Annotated in this window: 12 protein-coding genes and 2 riboswitches; of the genes, 7 read left to right on the top strand and 5 right to left on the bottom strand. The window is 67.6% G+C overall.

Annotated features, from left to right (window positions below):
* Positions 1 to 157 precede the first annotated feature (157 nt).
* Together ACFPAH_RS03270 and ACFPAH_RS03275 are read left to right on the top strand one after the other, a co-directional pair.
* A complete protein-coding gene (locus tag ACFPAH_RS03270) occupies positions 158 to 1,723 on the top strand; it encodes a S8 family serine peptidase (protein WP_379740558.1) in 1,566 nt (521 codons plus the stop codon).
* 270 nt (positions 1,724 to 1,993) lie between these two features.
* Positions 1,994 to 3,673, top strand: coding sequence for a methyl-accepting chemotaxis protein (locus tag ACFPAH_RS03275; protein WP_379740561.1), 1,680 nt, complete (start codon positions 1,994 to 1,996; stop codon positions 3,671 to 3,673).
* A 116-nt stretch (positions 3,674 to 3,789) separates the two neighbouring features.
* Here ACFPAH_RS03275 and gcvP read toward each other — a convergent pair whose 3' ends face one another.
* From gcvP to gcvT, 3 genes are all read right to left on the bottom strand, one after another.
* Positions 3,790 to 6,669, bottom strand: coding sequence for an aminomethyl-transferring glycine dehydrogenase (gene gcvP, locus ACFPAH_RS03280; RefSeq protein WP_379740564.1), 2,880 nt, complete (start codon positions 6,667 to 6,669; stop codon positions 3,790 to 3,792).
* A gap of 152 nt (positions 6,670 to 6,821) precedes the next feature.
* Positions 6,822 to 7,202: a glycine cleavage system protein GcvH gene (gene gcvH / locus ACFPAH_RS03285; RefSeq protein WP_379740567.1), complete on the bottom strand. Its 381-nt coding sequence runs from the start codon at positions 7,200 to 7,202 to the stop codon at positions 6,822 to 6,824.
* An 80-nt stretch (positions 7,203 to 7,282) separates the two neighbouring features.
* A complete protein-coding gene (gene gcvT / locus ACFPAH_RS03290; RefSeq protein ID WP_379740570.1) occupies positions 7,283 to 8,413 on the bottom strand; it encodes a glycine cleavage system aminomethyltransferase GcvT in 1,131 nt (376 codons plus the stop codon).
* Between the two features lie 58 nt (positions 8,414 to 8,471).
* A riboswitch (glycine riboswitch) is annotated at positions 8,472 to 8,576 on the bottom strand.
* Positions 8,577 to 8,605: 29 nt separating this feature from the next.
* A riboswitch (glycine riboswitch) is annotated at positions 8,606 to 8,692 on the bottom strand.
* 242 nt (positions 8,693 to 8,934) lie between these two features.
* On the opposite strand from gcvT, the gene ACFPAH_RS03295 reads away from it, so the two are divergent.
* The gene (locus tag ACFPAH_RS03295; protein WP_379740573.1) at positions 8,935 to 9,495 is read left to right on the top strand and encodes an ATP-dependent Clp protease proteolytic subunit; all 561 of its coding nucleotides are present in this window, start codon (positions 8,935 to 8,937) and stop codon (positions 9,493 to 9,495) included.
* A gap of 343 nt (positions 9,496 to 9,838) precedes the next feature.
* Here ACFPAH_RS03295 and ACFPAH_RS03300 read toward each other — a convergent pair whose 3' ends face one another.
* Positions 9,839 to 10,159, bottom strand: coding sequence for a hypothetical protein (locus ACFPAH_RS03300; RefSeq protein WP_379740576.1), 321 nt, complete (start codon positions 10,157 to 10,159; stop codon positions 9,839 to 9,841).
* Positions 10,160 to 10,360: 201 nt separating this feature from the next.
* The gene (locus ACFPAH_RS03305) at positions 10,361 to 11,641 is read right to left on the bottom strand and encodes a methyl-accepting chemotaxis protein (protein WP_379740579.1); all 1,281 of its coding nucleotides are present in this window, start codon (positions 11,639 to 11,641) and stop codon (positions 10,361 to 10,363) included.
* A gap of 206 nt (positions 11,642 to 11,847) precedes the next feature.
* On the opposite strand from ACFPAH_RS03305, the gene ACFPAH_RS03310 reads away from it, so the two are divergent.
* The 4 genes from ACFPAH_RS03310 to ligA all read left to right on the top strand — a co-directional run bounded on the left by ACFPAH_RS03310 (position 11,848) and on the right by ligA (position 21,336).
* Positions 11,848 to 14,136, top strand: coding sequence for a DUF1631 family protein (locus ACFPAH_RS03310; RefSeq protein ID WP_379740582.1), 2,289 nt, complete (start codon positions 11,848 to 11,850; stop codon positions 14,134 to 14,136).
* A gap of 171 nt (positions 14,137 to 14,307) precedes the next feature.
* Positions 14,308 to 17,832, top strand: a complete 3,525-nt coding sequence (gene smc / locus ACFPAH_RS03315) for a chromosome segregation protein SMC (protein WP_379740585.1) — start codon at positions 14,308 to 14,310, stop codon at positions 17,830 to 17,832.
* Positions 17,829 to 18,968 (top strand): cell division protein ZipA C-terminal FtsZ-binding domain-containing protein, encoded by a 1,140-nt coding sequence (locus tag ACFPAH_RS03320; RefSeq protein WP_379740588.1) that lies wholly within the window; start codon positions 17,829 to 17,831, stop codon positions 18,966 to 18,968. Before smc ends, ACFPAH_RS03320 begins: the two co-directional genes overlap by 4 nt.
* 7 nt (positions 18,969 to 18,975) lie before the next feature.
* Entirely contained in the window at positions 18,976 to 21,336 is a 2,361-nt protein-coding gene (gene ligA / locus ACFPAH_RS03325) for an NAD-dependent DNA ligase LigA (RefSeq protein ID WP_379740591.1), read from the top strand.
* The last annotated feature ends 17 nt before the right edge of the window (positions 21,337 to 21,353 follow it).

The raw sequence follows: 21,353 nt of genomic DNA on the forward strand, positions 1-21,353 counted from the left end.
TCCGTTTTTGATCACACTATTGAAGAGATATATGTATGCAAATGTATTTTTGCAATACACTGCTTGAGCACATGCATTCCGATGTGAGTGGAGACAACAAGCCCGCCGCCGGTCCGGCGCGGGCATGACTATCAGCATCAATACGGAGAAAAAAACCATGGCAAGCAAAGACGTTCGCGCATCGAAACCCCTCAACCTCTGCCTGGCCGCCCTGTGCGCCGCCGGCGTCTTCGGCAGCGCCCAGGCCGCGCCGCCCGACACCACGCGTGTCATCGTGGCCTTCAAGCCGGGTGCGGCGGCCAAGGTGAAATCGCAGGTGATGGCCGCCAAGGGCGCCGTCAAGCACGAGATCTTCGGCATGAACGCCATGGCCGTGGAGGTGCCGAACGTGGCCCTGAAAGGCCTCGAGAACAACCCGAACGTCGAATACATCGAAGAGGACGCGGTGCGCCGTCCCTTCGCGCTGACCAGCCCCTCGACCGGCACCCCGTATGCGACCGGCCAGCTGGTGCCGTACGGCATCAAGCAGGTCCAGGCCGACCAGCTGTCCGACGCCAAGGCGTCCAACCGCATGGTCTGCATCATCGACTCCGGCTACGACCGCAGCCACGAAGACCTGTCCGGCAACGTCGTCACCGGCGAATACGATGCCGGCACCGGCTGGTGGTACACCGACGAGAACCACCACGGCACCCACGTGGCCGGGACGATTGCCGCGATCAATAACAGCGGCACCGGCGTGGTCGGCGTGGCCCCGAACAAGCAGCTCAAGCTGCACATCGTAAAAGTGTTCGGCAAGGACGGCTGGGCCTATTCCTCGACCCTGGCCTCGGCGGCGAACAAGTGCGGCGCCGCCGGCGCCAACGTGATCTCGATGTCGCTGGGCGGAGGCCGCAAGACCACCACCGAGCAGAAGGCCTTCGATTCTCTGTACGCCAAGGGCGTGCTGAGCCTGGCAGCTGCCGGCAACGACGGCAACCGCGTCGTGTCCTACCCGGCCGGCTACGCCAGCGTGATGATGATCGGCGCCGTCGACGAGAACAAGCAGTGGGCGAGCTTCTCGCAGTACAACAGCAGCGTCGAACTGGCCGGTCCCGGCGTCGGCGTGCTCTCGACCGTGCCGACCGGCGGCGGCATCGATGCGGCCCTCAGCGTGGGCGGGGTGAACTACGAGGCCGGCGCCATGGAAGGCTCGCCGCTCAAGAGTGCCACCGCGCCCCTGGCCGATTTCGGCATCGGCGACAAGGTCAACACCGCCGTGTCGGGCAAGGTCTGCCTGATCCAGCGCGGCACGATCGACTTCGCGGTCAAGGTCTCGAACTGCCAGAACAGCGGCGGCGTCGGCGCCATCGTCTACAACAACGTGGCGGGCGCCTTCGGCGGCACCCTCGGCACCACCGTGACCTCGATCCCGTCGGTCACCGCGACCGACACCGACGGCGCCGCGATGATGAAGCAGCTCGGCCAGAGCGCCACCGTGGCGGTCAAGGCCTCCAGCTACGCCTACTACGACGGCACCTCGATGGCGACCCCGCACGTCTCGGCCGTCGCGGCCCTGGTGTGGAGCTACTTCCCGACCTGTACCGCAGCCCAGATGCGCACCTCGCTCAACAACAGCGCGCTCGACCTGGGTGCGGCAGGACGCGACACCAAGTACGGCTTCGGCCTGGTGCAGGCCAAGGCCGCCCATGACCGCATTGCCGCGCTGGGCTGCGGCAAATAAACCGCACCGACCCTGCGGCCGCGAGGCCGGCTTGACGGCAAGGGACGCTTCGGCGTCCCTTTTTTACGTCGTCCGGCCGGGCCGGCGCGGCAGGCATGGGGCAGAGGGCGCCGCGCGGCGGGTATTGATTTCCCGCAATGGCACGGCCTGGCTGTTGGCCTACATTGGTCGAATGCGTTAAGGAAATATCGCGCATCGGGGCACACTGTCGGCTCTCGCGGCCCTCATGCACATTGCCCGTTTTCCCGCCACGCCCAGGGGAGGTGAACCATGCTGTCGCGCCTGAAGATCGGCCCCAAACTCTTGCTCGCACCCGCCATCGTGCTGGTGCTGCTGGTATTCCTGTCCTGCGGCGCCTGGTATGCGATGGTGCGCCAGAACGCATCGCTGGAAGACATCGTCGGCCAGCGCGCGCTCCACATGCGCACGGCGAACGAACTCGCCTTCACGGCCCAGCGCGGGCATGCCGGGGTCTACCGGCTGCATGCCTGGATCGGCGGCAGCTTCCCGAAAAGCCGCACCGAGCCGCTGATCCGCGAGATCCACGAGCAGCATGCGCTCACTGCCGCCGGCTTGCGGCGCCTGGCCGGCATGACGCCGGCCGGCGGCCCCGAACGGCGCATCGTCGAACAGGCCGCCGCCGCGCACGCGGTGTACGTGCAGGCGGTGCGCGACGTGATCGAGATCGCGCGCAACGACCAGTCGATCAGCGCCAGCGCCATGAGCCGCGCCGATACCGCCTTCGCCCTGGTCGCCCAGCGCCTGAACGGGCTGTCCGAGCTGGCGCAGGCGCTGTCGCAGGAAGCGTCGAACAGCGCCGCCGCCGACTTCCGCACCATGGCCTGGCTCATGCCTTGCGTGGTGGCGCTGGCGATCGGCGTCTCCCTCGCCATCACGATGGCGGTGCGGCGCACCCTGCTGGCGGAAATCCGCGCCATCGGCGCTGCCGCCCTCGACCTGGCCAGCGGCGACCTGACCGTCAAGGTGCTGGTCGACGGCAACGACGAGATCGCGGAAACCTCGCGCGCACTGAATGCCAGCATCCGCAACCTGAACCTTACCCTGCGCACCGTCCTCGAGTCGGCACGTTCGATCGGCTCGGCCTCGCGCGACCTCGCGCTGGGCAACCTGAACCTGAGCACGCGCGCGAGCTTCCGCGCCAGTTCGCTCGAGCATACCGCCTCCTCGATGCAGGAACTGGCCGCCACCGTGCACCAGACCGCCGACAGCGCGCAAGCGGCGAACCGGCTGGCCGAGTCGGCCTCCAGCGTAGCGCTGCAGGGCGAGAACGTGGTCGACCGGCTGGTGACGACGATGGAATCGGTCAAGGGCAGCGCGCGCCGCGTGGGCGAGATCGGCGCGCAGATCGACGAGATCGCGATCGAAACCGGGACGCTGGCGCTCAACGCGGCGCTGGCCTCGACCCGGATGGGCGAGGGCGGAAGGGCCGGGGCGTATGATTTCGCCCTGGTCGCCGCCGACGTGCGCGCGCTGGCCCTGCGCACCGGGGCGGCGGCGCGCGAGATCCGCGAACTGGCCGCGCGCTCGGTCGGCGAGATCGAGGGCGGCACCGCCTGGGCGGCCCAGGCCGGCAGCAGCATGGCGACGCTGGCCGTCTCGGTGCAGCAGGTGGGCGACATCATCAACCAGATCAGTTCGACGAGCGCGGAACAGGCCAGCGGCCTGTCGGAAGTGAACCAGGCGATCGTGCAGATGGACCAGGTCACGCAGCGCAATTCCTCGCTGGTGGAAGAGGCGGCCGCGTCGGCACGCTCGCTGCAGATGCAGGCGCTGACCCTGTCGCGCGCGGTGGCCTCGTTCCGCCTCGACGAGGCGGTGCAGGGCGTGCCCGAACCGGCGCCGGCGCCGGCGCCGGCGCCGGCCGGCCCGTTGCGCGACCGCCGGCGCGCGCCGCGGCCGCATTTGAGGCTGGCGTCGCGCAGGGACTAGGCGTGTCGGCTATCGACCGTCGTACCGCGTGAGCATGAATGCCCACCCCAAACGACTGCGGCGGCGCCGGGGAAACCCCGACGCCGCCGCACATTTACCTATCGACGATCAAACGATCATTCGTAATCGCTGATCGGCGCGCAACCGCAGAACAGGTTGCGGTCGCCGTACACGTTGTCCGCGCGGCCCACCGGCGGCCAGTACTTCTTCTTGCGCAGCGACGCGACCGGGAAGGCCGCCACTTCACGGGTATAGGTGTGCTGCCAGTCGTCGGCGGTCACCACCTCGGCCGTGTGCGGGGCGCCCTTGAGCGGGTTGTCCATCTTGTCGTACTCGCCGCGCTCGACCTTGACGATCTCCGCGTGGATCGTGATCATCGCCTCGATGAAGCGGTCGATCTCGATCTTCGACTCGGACTCGGTCGGCTCGATCATCAGCGTGCCCGGCACAGGGAAGCTCATGGTCGGGGCGTGGAAGCCGAAGTCCATCAGGCGCTTGGCGACGTCTTCGTTCGAGATGCCGGTCTTGTCCTGCAGCGGGCGCAGGTCGATGATGCACTCGTGCGCAACCAGGCCGTCGTGGCCGGTGTAGAGCACCGGATAGTGCGGGGCCAGGCGGCGCGCGATGTAGTTCGCGTTCAGGATCGCCGTTTCGGTGGCGTTCGTCAGGCCCTCGGCGCCCATCATCGCGATGTACATCCACGAGATCGGCAGGATCGAGGCCGAGCCGTAGGCCGCCGCGCTGACCGCGCCGATGCCGGCTTCGTTGCGCACGTAGCCGGTCGACAGCTGGTTCGGCAGGAAGGGTGCCAGGTGGGCGCCGACGCCGATCGGGCCGACGCCCGGTCCGCCGCCGCCGTGCGGGATGCAGAAGGTCTTGTGCAGGTTCAGGTGGCTGACGTCGCCGCCGAAGGCGCCCGGCGCGGCCACGCCGACCAGCGCGTTCATGTTGGCGCCGTCGATGTAGACCTGGCCGCCGTGGCTGTGCACGATCTCGCACAGTTCGGCGATGCCTTCTTCGAACACGCCGTGCGTCGACGGGTAGGTGACCATCACGCAGGCCAGGTTGGCGCTGTGCTGCTCGGCCTTCTTCTTCAGGTCGGCGAGGTCGACGTTGCCGTTCTCGTCGCAGGCCGTGACCACCACCTGCATGCCGACCATGTTGGCCGATGCCGGGTTGGTGCCGTGGGCCGAGGACGGGATCAGGCAGATGTTGCGGTGGCCTTCGCCGCGCGACTGGTGGTACTTCTGGATCACCAGCAGGCCCGCGTATTCGCCCTGGGAGCCGGCGTTCGGCTGCAGCGAGATCGCGGCGTAGCCGGTGACGGCGCACAGCATGGCTTCGAGCTGGCCGATCATCTCGCGGTAGCCGACGGTCTGCTCGTCGGGGGCGAACGGGTGGATGTTCGAGAACTCGGGCCAGGTGACCGGAATCATTTCCGAGGTCGCGTTCAGCTTCATCGTGCACGAGCCGAGCGGGATCATGGTGCGGTCGAGCGCCAGGTCCTTGTCCGCCAGCGAGCGCAGGTAGCGCAGCATTTCGTGCTCGGCGTGGTAGCGGTGGAAGGTCGGGTGGGTCAGGAACTCGCTGGTGCGTGCCAGCGCTTGCGGGAAGGCGTCGCCTGCATCCTTGTCGAGCGTGTCGAAGTCGAGGGCGTCGCCGCCGAAGATCGAGAACAGCAGGGACAGGTCTTCGCGGGTCGTGGTTTCGTCCAGCGACAGGCCGACGTGGCCGTCGTCGACGCGGCGCAGGTTCACGCCGGCGGCGTTGGCGGCGGCATGCAGCTCGGCGGCGCGGTCGGTGGCCACCGTCAGCGTGTCGAAATACGTGCTGTTAGCCAGCTTGAAGCCGAGCTGCTGGAGGCCGGCCGCCAGGATGCCGGTCATGCGGTGCACGCGGCGCGCGATGCGGGTCAGGCCTTGCGGGCCGTGGTAGACCGCGTACATGCCGGCCATCACGGCCAGCAGCACCTGGGCGGTGCAGATGTTCGAGGTCGCCTTTTCGCGGCGGATGTGCTGTTCGCGGGTCTGCAGCGCCAGGCGCAGGGCCGGGTTGCCCTGGGCGTCGACCGAGACGCCGACCAGGCGGCCGGCCATCGAGCGCTTGTATTCGTCGCGGGTGGCCAGGTAGCCGGCGTGCGGGCCGCCGAAACCGAGCGGCACGCCGAAGCGCTGGCTGTTGCCGACGACCACGTCCGCGCCCCATTCGCCAGGCGGCGTGAGCAGGGTCAGGGCCAGCAGGTCGGCCGCGGCGATCACCATCGCGCCGGCGGCGTGCAGTTTCTCGCATGCGACGCGGTAGTCGCGCACTTCGCCGTTCGCGCCCGGGTACTGGACCAGCACGCCGAAGCAGCTTTCCTCGAGCGACTCGATGTCGGCGGCGGCAATGGTGCGCACTTCGACGCCGATCGGCTGGGCGCGGGTGCGCACCACTTCCAGGGTCTGCGGCAGCACGTCGTCGGCGACGTAGAACACTTTCGAGGCCGACTTGCCGACGCGCTGGATCAGCGTCATGGCTTCGGCGGCGGCGGTGCCTTCGTCGAGCATCGACGAGTTGGCGATGCCCATGCCGGTCATGTCGGTGATCATCTGCTGGAAGTTCAGGATCGCCTCCAGGCGGCCCTGCGAGATCTCCGGCTGGTACGGCGTGTAGGCGGTGTACCAGGCCGGGTTCTCGAAGATGTTGCGCAGGATGACAGGCGGGGTGTGGGTGCCGTAATAGCCCTGGCCGATGACCGACTTCATCACCTTGTTCTTGGACGCGATGGCTTTCAGCCTGGCGAGTGCGGCCTGCTCCGGCAGCGGCTCGAAGAATTCGCCCAGGTCGAGCTTGTCCTTGCGGCGGATGTTGGCGGGAACGACCGCGTCGATCAGGGCTGCGCGCGATGGGTAGCCGAGGGTCGAGAGCATCGCTGCTTCTTCGGATTCCGAGGGGCCGATGTGGCGCGGGATGAAGGAATCGCGTGCTTCAAGTTGGGTGAGGCTGGTGCGGGTCATGGTGGTGGCCAAAAAGAGGGACGGTAGCGCGGCGGGGCCGGCGCGGGGTCATGGACGAAAATGCGGGACGAAAATGCAAAACGGTGTTCGGTACTGCGGGCGCCGGGCAGGCGCGGCGCCGGCGCGCTCGCGGGAGCGCGCCGGGTCATGCATCAGTTGCCGGTGGCCTTGGCGTAGGCGTCCGCGTCGAGCAGGCCGTTGACGGCGCCGGCATCGGTCGGCTTGAGCTTGTACAGCCAGGCGCCGAAGGCGTCGGCGTTGATCGAATCCGGCGCGTCGGCGACCGACTGGTTGACTTCGACCACGGTGCCGCCCACTGGCGCGTAGATGTCGCTGGCGGCTTTCACCGACTCGACCACGGCGGCGTCGTCGCCGGCCGTGAAGGTCTTGCCGACCTGCGGCAGTTCGACGAACACGATGTCGCCCAGTGCGTCCTGCGCATACTCGGTGATGCCGACGGTCAGCGTGCCGTCGGCCTCGGTGCGGACCCACTCGTGGGACTCGGTGTATTTCAGGTCGGTCGGGATGTTCATGTAAAGGCTCCAGGTTGGTTTGATGCGGCGAATTAACGCAGTATTATAAATTCTATTTTTGGGCGACTGTATCGTACGACTCAGGCGGCCAGCACTTTGCCGTTGCGCACGAACGGCAGCTTGACGACGGTGGCCGCCAGCTTCTTGTCGCGGATCTCGACGTGGACGGTGTCGCCGATCGCGACATCCATCGGGATGCGCGCCAGGGCGATCGCCTGCTGCATCGAGGGGCTGAAGGTGCCGCTGGTGATTTCGCCTGCGCTGCCCGAGGCCGCCACCACTTTCTGGTGGGCGCGCAGGATGCCGCCTTTTTCGCGCAGGATCAGGCCGGCGAAGCTGGCGTTCTGGCCTTTCGCCTGGAGGGCGGCCTTGCCGATGAAGTCGCGCTCGCTGACCAGGTCGATGGTCCATCCCAGGCCGGCGTCGAGCGGGTTGACGCTCTCGTCCATGTCCTGGCCGTAGAGGTTCATGCCCGCTTCCAGGCGCAGCGTGTCGCGCGCGCCCAGGCCGGCCGGCTTGACGCCCGCGGCGATCAAGGCGTTCCACAGCGCTTCGACCTTGGAGGCAGGGCAGCCGACTTCGAAACCGTCTTCGCCGGTGTAGCCGGTGCGCGCGATCATGACTTCGCCGAAGGCGGTGCCCGGCACGATGGCAACGTTGAACGGCTTCATTTCAGCGGTCGCGGCCTGGGTTTCCGGCAGCACCTGCCAGACCTTGGCGCGGGCGTTCGGGCCCTGCACGGCGACCAGGGCGATCGGGTCGCTGTTTTGTTCGCTGCGGTCGCGGCGCTGGGTGATCGTGACGCCGCTGTTGGTGGCCGCGTTCTGCTGCTGCATCCAGGCCACGTCCTTTTCGGCGGTGCCGGCATTGACGACCAGGCGGAACCAGTCTTCGCGGAAGAAGTAGACGATCAGGTCGTCGATCACGCCGCCTTCAGGGTTGAGCATGCACGAGTACAGCGCCTTGCCCGGGACCTGCAGCTTGTCGACGTTGTTGGCCAGCAGGCCGCGCAGGAAACCGCGCACGTTGGCGCCTTCGAGGTCGACGACGCACATGTGCGAGACGTCGAACATGCCGGCGTCGGTGCGCACGGCGTGGTGTTCTTCGATCTGCGAACCGTAGTTGACCGGCATGTCCCAGCCGCCGAAGTCGACCATCTTGGCGCCGAGGGCGCGGTGTGCGGAATTGAGCGGGGTCGCTTTGAGCGTCATGGAATCCTCAGGGCAGAATAAAAGGGAGCCGCGCGCCGGCAGGATGCCGATGCGTGCGCTGCGCCCCTCTGTCCTTGGTACCTGAGAGATAGCGGAGGAATCCGCCTGCCCCTTCGGTGGGCCGCACGTCTCGTTGACGCAGCCGCTCTCCAGAGTTCGACCGGCGCGCCAGGTGCTATGACCGTGCGTGACGACCCCTGACCGGTCCTTTTGCCTGAGAGTTTTTGGGTGATGCCCCTTCGGCGGCAGCGGATGGCTGCGCTCTCCCGATCAAGACTGTGGAGGATATTCGACCCTTAGATCGCTGTCAACGGCGGGCCCGAGAAACCGTAGCGAGCGGAAGGAGTGGCAGTTGAGAAGCGCAGCTGTACGCATGTACAGCGAGCATCGCAAACTGCCAATCCGACGCGCAGTAGGTTTATCGGGCTCGCCGGGGGCGCGCACTGTTGGAGGGCGTGGACGCGGCGAATTTCCTCGATTTGTTACACTGGTATCCACACTTTGCGGGGCAAAACAAGACTATGAGCGAAGATCAAGCGAAACAAAACAAGGAAGCGTGGTTCACCTTGTCGGGTGACGTGAACAGCGACATGGTGCATCGGGTGTTCGAGGCGGTCGGCCACATGACCGAGGACGGCATCGAAACGGCCCATGTGCTGGTGCAGTCGAACGGCGGCTATGTCAGCGACGGCTTGTGCCTGTACAACTTCATGTCGAAGTCGCCGATCGAATTCATCATGTACAACGGCGGTGCGGTGGCCTCGATCGCCGTCATCATGTACCTGGCCGGCACGCGCCGCTACGCCAGCGAGACGGCGCGCTTCATGGTGCACAAGTCGCACGCCACGGCCTCGCCCGGCTCGCGGCCCGACGCGCTCAACATCATCGTCGAGGGCCTGCGCGCGGACGACGCGCGTACCGAATCGATCCTGCGCAAGCATATCGAGCTCACGCCCGAGCAGTGGGCGATCCACCAGTATTCCGACCTGCACCTCAATTCGCGCGACGCCAAGGCCGCCGGCATGATCAACGACATCGCCGACTTCGCGCCGCCCAAGGGTTTTATACTGCGCAATATCTGAATCCGCCTTACCCCGGCAGGCCGCTCCCACGCATCCGGGAGCGGCCTTTTCATTTGCACGCAGGCATTTCGAATTCACTTTTTGATTGCAAATAAGATTTGCCATTCCGGCTGTGCACGCAAATAATCCCTGCAAGCGATATATGCATCCGGCTGCGCTGTTCTTATTCGGATTATTTATATTGTCCAGATAACCCGGCAATATAAAATCCGGGCGCCGATCAGTTAATCGAATCGAATGCCGCGGACCAATAAGAAAAGCCCGGCATGCACGCGGCGCCGGGCTTTTTTTTCAAATGTCCGTCGCGCCAGCGTACGGTATTTGAACGAATCGATTCCGCGAATTAACGCTTGTTATCGTTCTTGTGGCTTTGACGGCCGGCTTCGGCGTGCTGCTCCGGCGTGCCGCCGCGCATGCCCGAACCGGATCCCGAACGCGACCCCGAGCCCGAACCGGACTGCTTGTTGCCGTCGTTCTTGTGGCTCTGGCGGCCGGCTTCGGCGTGCTGCTCGGGCGTACCGCCGCGAGTGCCCGAGCCGGAGCCCGAACGCGAGCCGGAACCCGAACCGGACTGCTTGTTGCCGTCGTTCTTGTGGCTCTGGCGGCCGGCTTCTGCGTGCTGCTCGGGAGTGCCGCCTTGCGTGCGCTTTTGATTCGAGGCCATGATTATTTCCTTTCAATGTAGAGAAACTAATAGCTACTGACCGGACTACTGCGCTTTTTCATCAGTAATTCGATGGTGCAATCATGCGAGCCGAGCAGTTAATGCGGTATCGGATGACTACCTGAGCCTGTGTAGGAGACATCCCTACATATTGAAAATAATCGTTTATCACGGTTCGTCAATCTATTTTATTCGCGTGCCTTAAAATTCTTCCCAATCCATATCGGATTTGGCGGCGGCGCGCCGGATCGGCACGCTTGCCTTTGCCGTTTTCGGGGAAACCGCCTCGGCCTTGCGCGCCGGCGCCGCGTTGTGCACGGCAGCCAGTTTCGGCACGGGGCCGGCGGCGCGGGCAGGGGCCTCCTTGGCGGCCGGCTTGTCCGCGGCCAGCACGAAACCGTCGGTCGCGCGCGTCAGGGCGGCGGCCTGGTCGCGCACCGAGGCCGCGGCCGCGGCCGATTGTTCGACCAGCGCCGCGTTCTGCTGGGTCGACTGGTCCATCGCGGCGATCGCCACGTTCACCTGTTCGATGCCGGTGGTCTGCTCGGCGCTGGCCTCGGCGATCTCGCCGATGATGTCGGTCACGCGCTTGACGCTGGTGACCACTTCTTCCATCGTCCGCCCGGCCTTGTCGACCAGCTGGGTGCCGGTATCGACCTTGGACACCGAATCGTCGATCAGCGCCTTGATTTCCTTGGCGGCGGCGGCCGAGCGCTGTGCCAGGCTGCGCACCTCGGAGGCGACGACGGCAAAGCCGCGCCCCTGTTCGCCGGCGCGCGCCGCCTCGACGGCCGCGTTCAGGGCCAGGATGTTGGTCTGGAAGGCGATGCCGTCGATGACGCCGATGATCTCGGCGATGCGCTTGGACGACTCGTTGATCGAGGCCATGGTGCCGACCACGTCGCCGACCACTTCGCCGCCCTTGACCGCCACGCTCGATGCCGACAGCGCCCTGGCCTGGTGCGCGTGCTCGGCATTCTGGCGCACCGTCGCCGTCAGCTCTTCCATCGACGACGCGGTTTCCTCGAGCGAGGTGGCTTGCTGCTCGGTGCGGGCGGACAAATCCATATTGCCGGCCGCAATCTCCGTGGTGCCGCCGGCAATCCGGGCGGCGCCGGCGCGCACCTCGCCGATGGTGGCCGCCAGCTTGCCGGCCATCGCGGCCAGTTGTGCTGCCAGGGGATTGCCGTCTTCCTGCGCCGTGCCGTCGAGGCGTACGCGCAGGTCGCCCTCGGCCAAGCGCTGCGCCAGCTTCATCGCGTCCTGCGCCGGCCGTGTCGCCTCGCGCGCCAGCCAGGTGGCGAGCGCCGCGCCGAAAGCCAGGCAGGCGCCGAGCAGGAGCAGGGCGCCGGTACGCAGCGGCACTGCCGCCTCGCCCAGGCGCGCCAGCAGCCACAGGAAGCCGAGCGCGAAGGGCAGGGAAAGCAGGGCGCAGCCGCCGAGGATCTTGAGCCTGGTGTCGAGCTGTCGAATCAGTTTCATGGAGGGTTCCTGGAAATGGGGCGAAGGGGGACCGTGTAATGTTATGGAAAGGAAACAACCGGCGTTTGTCCCGCCGCAAGGAAAAAGATGCCAGCAGGACATTTGTCTAGCTAAAGCGACGCCCTGGTGCCCTCAACCATTGCTTTATGGAAATAATGTGCCACAATGGATGGGTTGGCGCGCGTGCGCCCACATCGATGCACACCATGGACAACGCCCTGACCGAGACCTGCGACCAGCCTGCGACGCCTGCGCCACCGCGCGAGGTGCTGGCCGAACTCGTCCGTACGGCAACGGCCGCGGTCAACGAACAACTCGGTCCCATGGTCAACCGCTTCGCGGCTGCGATGCTGGACATGACCAGCGCCGGGCCCGATCCGAAAGCGGCCTACCTGCGCACGAAGGCCGGCAACCTGTTGAAGAGCAACGCCTACGCCTTCATCCACCTGGCCGGCGAAGCGGTCAGCCACGCCCTGCGCGCCGAGGTCGACGCGCTGCTGCCGAAGGGCGCCGCGCCGGCCGACCTGGCCTCGCTCAGCCTGGTGCCGATGGAAGTGATGGACAACAAGGTGGTGTTCGGCGCGCTGTGCCGTCCTTTCGACATTGCCCACTCCGAGGTGCTGGCCAGCCTGTGCGTGCGCCTCGGGCTGCTGCTGGGCCGCGAGCTGCTGCGTCCCGGGCAGAATCCGTTCCGGCCGGAAGTCTTCCTGGCGGCCATCCACGAGGCCTGGCGCGGCTTCGAGCCGGAAGCGGAGGCCCACCCCTTGCTGATGCCGCTGCTGCGGCCCGAGCTGTTCCTCGATCTCGCGCCGCTGCTGGCCGCGCTCGACGCGGCGCTGCGCGCGCAGGGCACGGCACGCAGCAAGCGTTTTCACATCGGCAAAAGCCGCGAGGCGGCCGGCCGCGCGCGGCGTTCCGGCATGGATGCCGCGCTGGCGCAGCAGTTGCGCCAGCTGTTGGCGGGCGAAGAGGGCGAGCAGGATGCGCCGCTGGTGCCCGATCTGCCGAATATGCCGCAAGGCAATGGCTGGCGCCCCAGCGCCGCGTCCGGTTTCGGCGTGCCGGCGGCGGACGGCACCCGGCCGCAGGGCGCCGCCGGCGGCGTGTCCGGCCTTGCTGCGGCCGGGCCGGCAGGGCGCACCGGCGGCGATCCGCTGCCGTCCGCCTCGCTGCTCGACATGCTGGCCGGCCTGCAAGCGGCGCAGGGGAGCGCCGGCGGCGCGGGCGCGCCCGCCGCGTTCGCATCCGCCGCGGCGATTCCCCACAACGTGTTCTACCTGCCGCGCCTGAAGGCCAGCCTGCCGCAAGGCAGCCTGTCGCGCGGCGAGGAACACACGCTCGACCTGCTGTCGCGCATTTTTGAGACAGTCTTGCTGGACGACAGCATTCCCGCCGAGACGCGCGAACTGATCCGTTTCCTGCAGGTGCCGGTGCTCAAGGCCGCCCTGCTCGACCAGGATTTCTTCTTCGAGGAAGCGCACCCGGCGCGCAAGATGATCGACCTCGTCTCGCGCATCGGCTGGGAGCAGCGCAGCGACCTGCGCGACCCGGTGGTGCAGGCGATGCGGCGCGGCGTCGACCGCGTCAAGCGCCAGCCCGAAGCCCAGCCGGCCGCCTTTGCCGAGGCGGTGGCCGACCTCGAAGCCGAGCTGGCGGCCGAGGACCGCGCGGACGAGGAAGCCATCGCGGCACCGATCGCGCGCGCGACCAGGATCGAGCGCCAGGCGACGGCCGCCCGCGCCGCGCGCCAGGCGGTCGCCGTGCGCGTGGCCGGCGGCGAGCTGGTGGCCGTAGTCGCGGACTTCCTCGAGCAGCGCTGGGTCGACGTGCTGACCTTCGCCTGGATGATCGAGGACGAGCGTCCCGGCGCCGTCGATAACGCCACCCAGGTCATGGACGAGCTGGTCTGGACCGTGAAACCGAAGGCGACCCAGGAACAACGGCGCGAGCTGATCGCCAAGCTGCCGGGGCTGCTGACCGCCCTGAACAAATGGCTCGACGCCGTCAAATGGCAGGATGCCGAGCGCCTGGCGTTTTTTGCCGAGCTGGCCAAATGCCACCTGGCGATCGTGCGCGCCCCGCTCGAACTGTCGCCGCAGCGCCAGCTGGAACTGGCGGTGGAAGCGGCCCAGCACGACGCGCTGCGCCGCATCGCCCATGAGCAGGCGCTGGCCCAGGGCGAGGCGGCCGCCGCCGATGCACCGCCGAGCCCGGTCGACGAGCTGGAGCGGGGCATGCGCCTGGCCTTCCGCCAGCCCGACGGCGGCGTGCGCCAGGTCAAGCTGGCCTGGGTCAGCCCCTTGCGCACCTTGTTCATCTTCTCGGCCGGGGCGCGCCAGGAATCGTTTTCCTTGCCTGCCGAAAAGCTGGCGCAGGCCTTCCAGTCCGGCAGCGTCAGCGTGCTGGCGCTCGAAGGCGTGGTCGGCCGGGTGCTGACGCAGGCGCTGCAGGGGGCGGTCAACGATCCGGCGCCCGCGCTGCACGCTGCCGGCTGAGCGCACTGTTTCAACTCATTCAACTTCTGTAAAATGCCGGCGCCCCATAGGAGAGGGGTGTCGCGCACGCCCGTGCCCGGCGATCCCCAAACTTGGCCGAAATGCAAGCAACAGATGGTATGATGGCGCCCTCAATGACTCCCGAGCCGCTTCCCTGGCAACCCAAGCAACGTGCGACTATCCTCCATTAAATTGTCGGGATTTAAGTCATTCGTCGATCCCACCAATTTCCAGGTGCCTGGGCAACTGGTCGGCGTGGTCGGTCCGAATGGCTGCGGCAAGTCGAACATCATCGACGCCGTGCGCTGGGTGCTGGGCGAATCGAAAGCGTCTGAGCTGCGCGGCGAGTCGATGCAGGACGTGATCTTCAACGGCTCGACCCACCGCAAACCCTCGGGCCGCGCCTCGGTCGAGCTGGTGTTCGACAACAGCCTGGGCAAGGCCGCCGGCCAGTGGGGCCAGTACGCCGAAATCGCGGTCAAGCGCACCCTCACGCGCGACGGCACCTCGACCTATTACATCAACAGCCAGCCGGTGCGCCGGCGCGACATCCAGGACATCTTCCTGGGCACCGGCCTCGGTCCGCGCGCCTACGCCATCATCGGCCAGGGCATGATCGCGCGCATCATCGAATCGCGCCCGGAGGAGCTGCGCGTCTTCCTCGAGGAAGCGGCCGGCGTCTCGAAGTACAAGGAGCGCCGCCGCGAGACCGAGAACCGCCTGTCCGACACGCGCGAAAACCTGCTGCGGGTCGAAGACATCCTGCGCGAGCTGAACGCCAACCTCGACAAGCTGGAGGCCCAGGCCGCGGTGGCGAACCGCTTCCACCAGCTGCAAAGCGACCAGGAAGAAAAGCAGAAGCTGCTCTGGCTGCTGCGCAAGAACGAGGCCCAGGCCGAGCAAACCCGCTACTTCCGCGAGATGGAAGAGGCGCAGAACAGCCTCGAGGAACAGACCGCCAAGCTGCGCAACGTCGAGCTGGAACTGGAGCACCTGCGCCAGCACCATTTTGCGGTGGGCGACCGCCTGCATACGGCCCAGGGCGCGCTGTACCAGACCAATTCCGAGATCGGCAGCCTGGAAGCGCAGATCAAGTTCGTGATCGAATCGCGCACCCGCCTGCAGAACCAGCTCGGCACCCTGGCCGCCCAGCGCGAGGGGTGGCTGGCCCAGGCCCGCGAATACGAAGAGCAGATCGAGGAAGCGACCTACCGGGTCGAGGAGCTGGCGGCGCGCGCGGAAGGGGCGCAGATCGCGGTCGAAGCCCAGAACGAGCGACTGCCGGAACTCGACGCCGCCTGGCGCGAGGCCCAGCGCCACAGCGACGAGGCCCGCGCGCGCATCGGCGACGTGCGCCAGCGCATCGAGCTGGCCGCGGCCCACGGGCGCAACGCCGGCAATATCCTGAACGGCCTCGCCACGCGCCGCGAGCGCTTGCAAGCGGAAAAGAAAGCGCTGGCGCCGCCCGACAGCGCCCACCTGGCCAACCTGCGCATGCAGCTGGAAGAAAAGCAGCAGGCGCTCGAAGAGCAGACCCTGCTGCACGAAGAAGCGGCCGCGGCCCAGGACGGCGCCGAAACCGAGCGCCGCGAAGCGCATGCCGCGCTGCAGGCGGCGTCCGCGACCAACGCCCAGCTGGAGGCGCGCCTGTCGGCCTTGAAACAGATGCAGGAACGGGTGCAAACCCAGGGCAAGGTCACGCCCTGGCTGCGCAAGCACGAGCTGGAAAGCCTGCCGCGCCTGTGGCAAAAGCTGCACGTCGAGGAGGGTTGGGAGACGGCGCTGGAAGCGGTGCTGCGCGAACGCGCCGGTGCACTCGAGCTGTCGAACATCGACTGGGCCAAGGCATTTGTCGGCGACGCGCCCCCAAGCCGCCTGGCCCTGTACGCACCGGCGCCCGCCGCCCCGGGCCCGGTCGAGATCGCAGGCCTGAAATCGTTCGCGAACCTGTTGAAATTGAACGATCCGGGCGTGCGCGGCGTGCTCGGCGACTGGCTGCACCTGGTGTTCGCCGCCGAGACGGCGACCGAAGCCTTCGCCGAGCGCGCGCGCCTGCCGCAGGGCGGCAGTTTCGTCACGCGCCAGGGTCACGTCATCACGGCGTCGAGCGTGCGTTTCTACGCGGCCGACGCCGAGCAGGACGGCATGCTGCAGCGCCAGCACGACATCGAGAATACGAGCAAGCAGCTGCGCGCCCAGGTGCTGCTGCTGGACGAAGCGCGCACCCGCGCCACCCGCGCCGACGCCCAGGTGACCGAACTGACGCGCCGCCTGCAGGACGCGCGCGCCCGTATCGCCACGCTGCAGCGCGAAACCCACGCCCTGCAGATCGAGGTGGTGCGCCAGAACGAGGTCGAGTCGCGCTTCAACCAGCGCAGCAGCCAGATCGACGTCGACCTGGCCGAGATCGCGGCCCAGGAAGAAGAGCAGCGGCAAGTGCAGGAAGAGGCCGAACAGCAGTTCGAGGAACTCGATCTGGAACTGGCCGAACTGCAGGGCAGTTTCGAGGACGGCCAGACCCTGTTCCTGCAGCGCGAAAGCGCGCTGTCCGAGGCGCGCGACAAGCTGCGCGAACTCGAACGCGGCGCCCAGGAAGCGCTGTTCGCCGAGAAGACGGCGCGGGCGAAGATCGAGGAGCTGCGGCGCAGCATCGCCACCGCTACCCAGCAGGCTGCGCAGGTGGCCGACAGCCTGGCCGGCGGCCAGGCCGAGCTGGCGGTGCTGGAAAGCGGCAGCGCCCACGAGGGCCTGCAGGAACTGCTCGATCGCCGCACCGCGCAGGAAAAGGCGCTGTCCGATGCCCGCCACGAACTCGATCAGGTGGCCCAGCAGCTGCGCCATGCCGAGGAAGGGCGCATGGGCACCGAGCGTTCGCTGCAGCCGCAGCGCGACCGCATCACGGAGATGCAGCTCAAGGAGCAGGCCGCGCGCCTGAACCAGGAGCAGTTCGCCGAGGCGCTGGCCGCCACCGGCGCCGACGAGGCGGCGCTCGCCCAGAAGCTCGATCCGGACCTGAAACCCCAGTACCTGCAGGCCGAGGTCACGCGCCTGACCAACGCGATCGCCTCGCTGGGCGCGGTCAACCTGGCGGCGGTCGAGGAACTGGCGACCGCCAGCGAGAGGAAGCGCTTCCTCGACTCGCAGAACGCCGACCTGAACGAGGCCATCGCCACGCTGGAAGACGCGATCCGCCGCATCGACAAGGAAACCCGCGACCTGCTGCAGGATACCTTCGACCGCGTGAATACCCAGTTCTCGGAACTGTTCCCGATCCTGTTCGGCGGCGGCAACGCCAAGCTGGTGATGACCGGCGACGAGATCCTGGACTCCGGCGTGCAGGTCATGGCCCAGCCGCCGGGCAAGAAGAACGCGACGATCCACCTGCTGTCGGGCGGCGAGAAGGCCTTGACCGCCACCGCGCTCGTGTTTTCCATGTTCCGCCTGAACCCGGCGCCGTTCTGCCTGCTGGACGAGGTCGACGCGCCGCTGGACGACGCCAATACCGAGCGCTTCTGCCGCATGGTCAAGCGCATGTCCGAACATACCCAATTCCTTTTCATCTCGCATAATAAAATCGCGATGGAAATGGCCAATCAACTGATCGGTGTGACGATGCAGGAGCAGGGCGTATCGCGCATCGTGGCGGTGGACATGGAGTCCGCCGCCCACTTCGCACAAGAGGCACAAGCAGCATGACAGACTTCCAAATGAGCCTGATCGCAGCGGGCGGCGTATTCGTCGTCGGCGTCATCACCTACAACAAGTGGCAGGAGCACAAGGCGAGGAAGAGCGTCGAACGCGCCTTCGCCTCCGACCACGACGACGTCCTGATGCGTGCCGACGGCACCCCGGTCGAACGCAGCGAGCCGGTGCTCGACATCGGCAGCGCGCCGGGCATGGAAACCACCGAGCCGGTGTTCGGCACGCAGGCGCCGGCGGCGGCCGGCGGCGGCGGCGGCGCCGGCGGCAATGCCGAAGCGCTGGCGCCGGCCGCGCCGCTGCCCGGCATGCCGCCGTCGGCGGCGCCCGCCGAGGTGGCCGAGAACCTGGTCGACCCGCTGATCGACTGCATGGTCCCGCTGGCGCTGGAAGGCGCGGCGCGCGGCGACAAGATCCTGCCGGCCCTCTCGAAGCTGCGCCGCGTCGGCAGCAAACCGATCCACTACATCGGCCTGGGCGTGAGCGGCGACTGGGAGCCGATCGTGCACGGCGGCGTCTATACCAAGCTGCAGGCCGGCGTCCAGATGGCGACCCGCACCACGGCGCTCAACGAGATCGAATACTCGGAACTGGTGACCCGCCTGCGCGCCGTGGCCGACGAGATCGGCGCCGAGCCGGAAGTGCCGGACATGATCGAGGTGATGAGCGAAGCGCGCACGCTGCACAAATTCGTCGCCGGCCACGACGCCCAGCTGGGCGTGAACCTGAAGTCGAACGGCGCGCCGTGGGCGATGTCGACCCTGATCGGCGCGCTGGAAAGCGCCGGCTTCGACGTCCGTCCGGACGGCCGCTTCGCGATGCCCGACGGCGCCGGCGGCGTGCTGTTCACGCTCTCGACCAACGTCACGCTCGGCGCCGACAAGACCGACCGCCTGACCCTGCTGCTGGACGTGCCTTGCGTGGCACCGGCGCGCGACGGCTTCGGCGCCATGGTCAAGTCGGCCAAGGACCTGATGCTGCGCCTGGACGCGACCATGGTCGACGACTTCGAGCAGCCGCTGCTCGACTCGACCCTGGAAGAAATCGCCGGCCAGGTGAAGGATTTCTATACCGAGATGGAAGCGGCCGACATCCCGGCCGGCTCGACCCGCGCCCTGCGCCTGTTCAGCTGAGGCCTGCATGAGCGAAGCGCAGGACTACCTGGAACGCATGGCGGCGCTGGTCGAGGAACTCAATCGCCACATCTACAACTACCACGTGCTCGACGCGCCGACGATTCCCGACGCCGAGTACGACCGCATGTTCCGCGAGCTCCAGGAGCTCGAAAGCATGTATCCGGAGGCGGTGTCGCCGGATACCCCGACTTCGCGCGTGGGCGCGGCGCCGATCCCCGAGTTCAAACAGGTGACGCACGCCGTGCCGATGCTCTCGCTGAACAACGGCTTCGAGGACGGGGATGTCGACAATTTCGACCGCCGCGTGCGCGAGGGACTCGATTTGTCCCCAAGCGCGCGCGAAGTCGCCTATGCGGCCGAGCTGAAGTTCGACGGCCTGGCGATGAGCCTGCGCTACGAGAAGGGCGTGTTCGTCCAGGCCGCGACCCGCGGCGACGGCTATACCGGCGAAGACGTGACGGCCAACATCCGCACGGTGCGTGTGATCCCGCTGCGCCTGCACGGCCCGGACATCCCCGAGGTGCTGGAGGTGCGCGGCGAAGTGCTGATGTTCAAGGACGATTTCGCCAAGCTCAATGCGCGCCAGCGCGAGGCCGGCCAGAAGGAATTCGCCAACCCGAGGAATGCCGCCGCGGGCAGCCTGCGCCAGCTCGACGCCCGCATCACGGCCCAGCGCAAGCTGCGTTTCTTTGCCTACGGCATCGGCCTGCTGGAAGGCGCCGAACTCCCCGAATCGCATTCGAAGGTGCTCGACTGGTTCGAACGCCTCGGCCTGCCGGTCTCGAAGGAGCGCGCGGTCGTGACCGGCCGCGACGGCCTGCTGGCCTATTACCGCGCGATCGGCGAAAAGCGCCCGGCGCTGCCCTACGAGATCGACGGCGTGGTGTACAAGGTCGACCGCCTGGCCGACCAGCGCGCGCTCGGCTTCGTCTCGCGCGCGCCGCGCTTTGCGCTGGCCCATAAATTCCCGGCCGAGGAAGCGCTGACGACGGTCCAGGCGATCGACGTCCAGGTCGGCCGCACCGGGGCGATCACCCCGGTGGCGCGCCTGGTGCCGGTCTCGGTCGGCGGCGTCACCGTCACCAATGCGACCCTGCACAACGAAGACGAGGTGCGGAGAAAAGACGTGCGCGTGGGCGACACCGTGATCGTGCGCCGCGCCGGCGACGTCATCCCCGAGGTGCTGGCCGTGGTGCTGGAGCGCCGCCCGACGCCGGCGCCAAGCGCCTACACGCTGCCCGCGCATTGCCCGGTGTGCGGCTCGCACGTCGTGCGCGAGGAGGGCGAGGCCATCGCGCGCTGCTCCGGCGGCCTGTCCTGCGCGGCCCAGCGCAAGGAAGCGATCCGCCACTTTGCCGGGCGCCGCATGATGGACATCGAGGGCCTGGGCGACCGCTACATCGACAGCCTGGTCGAGTGCAGCCTGATCCACGGCGTGGCCGACCTCTACAAGCTGACCCTGGACGACCTGCTCAAGATGAAGCGCCTGGCGGACGAGCGAGACGATACCGTGCCGGAGACCGTCAAGCAGGGCAAGGTGCCGACCAAGTGGGCCGACAACCTCCTGAACGCGATTGCCGCCAGCAAGCAGCCGCCGCTCGAGCGCCTGCTGTTCGCGCTCGGCATCCGCCATGTGGGCGAATCGACCGCCAAGACCCTGGCCGACTGGCTGGGCAGCCTGGCGCTGGTGCGCCGCGCGCCGGCAGCCCTGCTGCGCGTGCTGCCCGATATCGGCGGCACGGTCGCCGAATCGATCGCCGACTTCTTCGCCGAACCGAAGAACCAGGCCGCGCTCGACGCGCTGCTGGAAACGGGGGTGCAGCCTGCCGGCGAACACGCGCCGAAGGCCGCCTTGCGCGAGCGCCTGGACGAGGTTGCGCTGCTCGCTGCGCTCGGCATCCCCAAATTGACCGAGCCGCGCGCGCGCCAGCTGCTGGCCGGGCGTACGCTCGAGGACCTGGCGCACCTGCGGGTGTTCAGCGTGTTCGGCCTGCCGGATGGCATCGTCGCCGCGCTGGAGGACTGGATGGCCACGCCCGGCAATCGCGAGCTGTTGTCCAGCCTGTCGGCCCTGCGCCGCGAACTGCTGGCCCAGTTGCCCGAAGAGGCAGCCCAGGCCGAGGGCGGCCTGGCGGGGCAGACTTTTGTCCTGACCGGCACGCTGCCGACCATGTCGCGCGACGAAGCGGGCGCCCTGATCGAGGCCGCCGGCGGTAAAGTGTCGGGCTCGGTGTCGAAGAAGACCTCCTATGTGGTGGCCGGTGCCGAGGCCGGCAGCAAGCTGGCAAAGGCCGAGTCGCTCGGGGTGACCGTGCTCGACGAGGCGGGCCTGCTGGCGCTGCTGGCCGGGGCGAACGCCCACTAATACGGAGAGGATCGAAC

Source organism: Massilia sp. GCM10023247, assembly GCF_042653325.1.
Classification (GTDB): domain Bacteria; phylum Pseudomonadota; class Gammaproteobacteria; order Burkholderiales; family Burkholderiaceae_D; genus Telluria.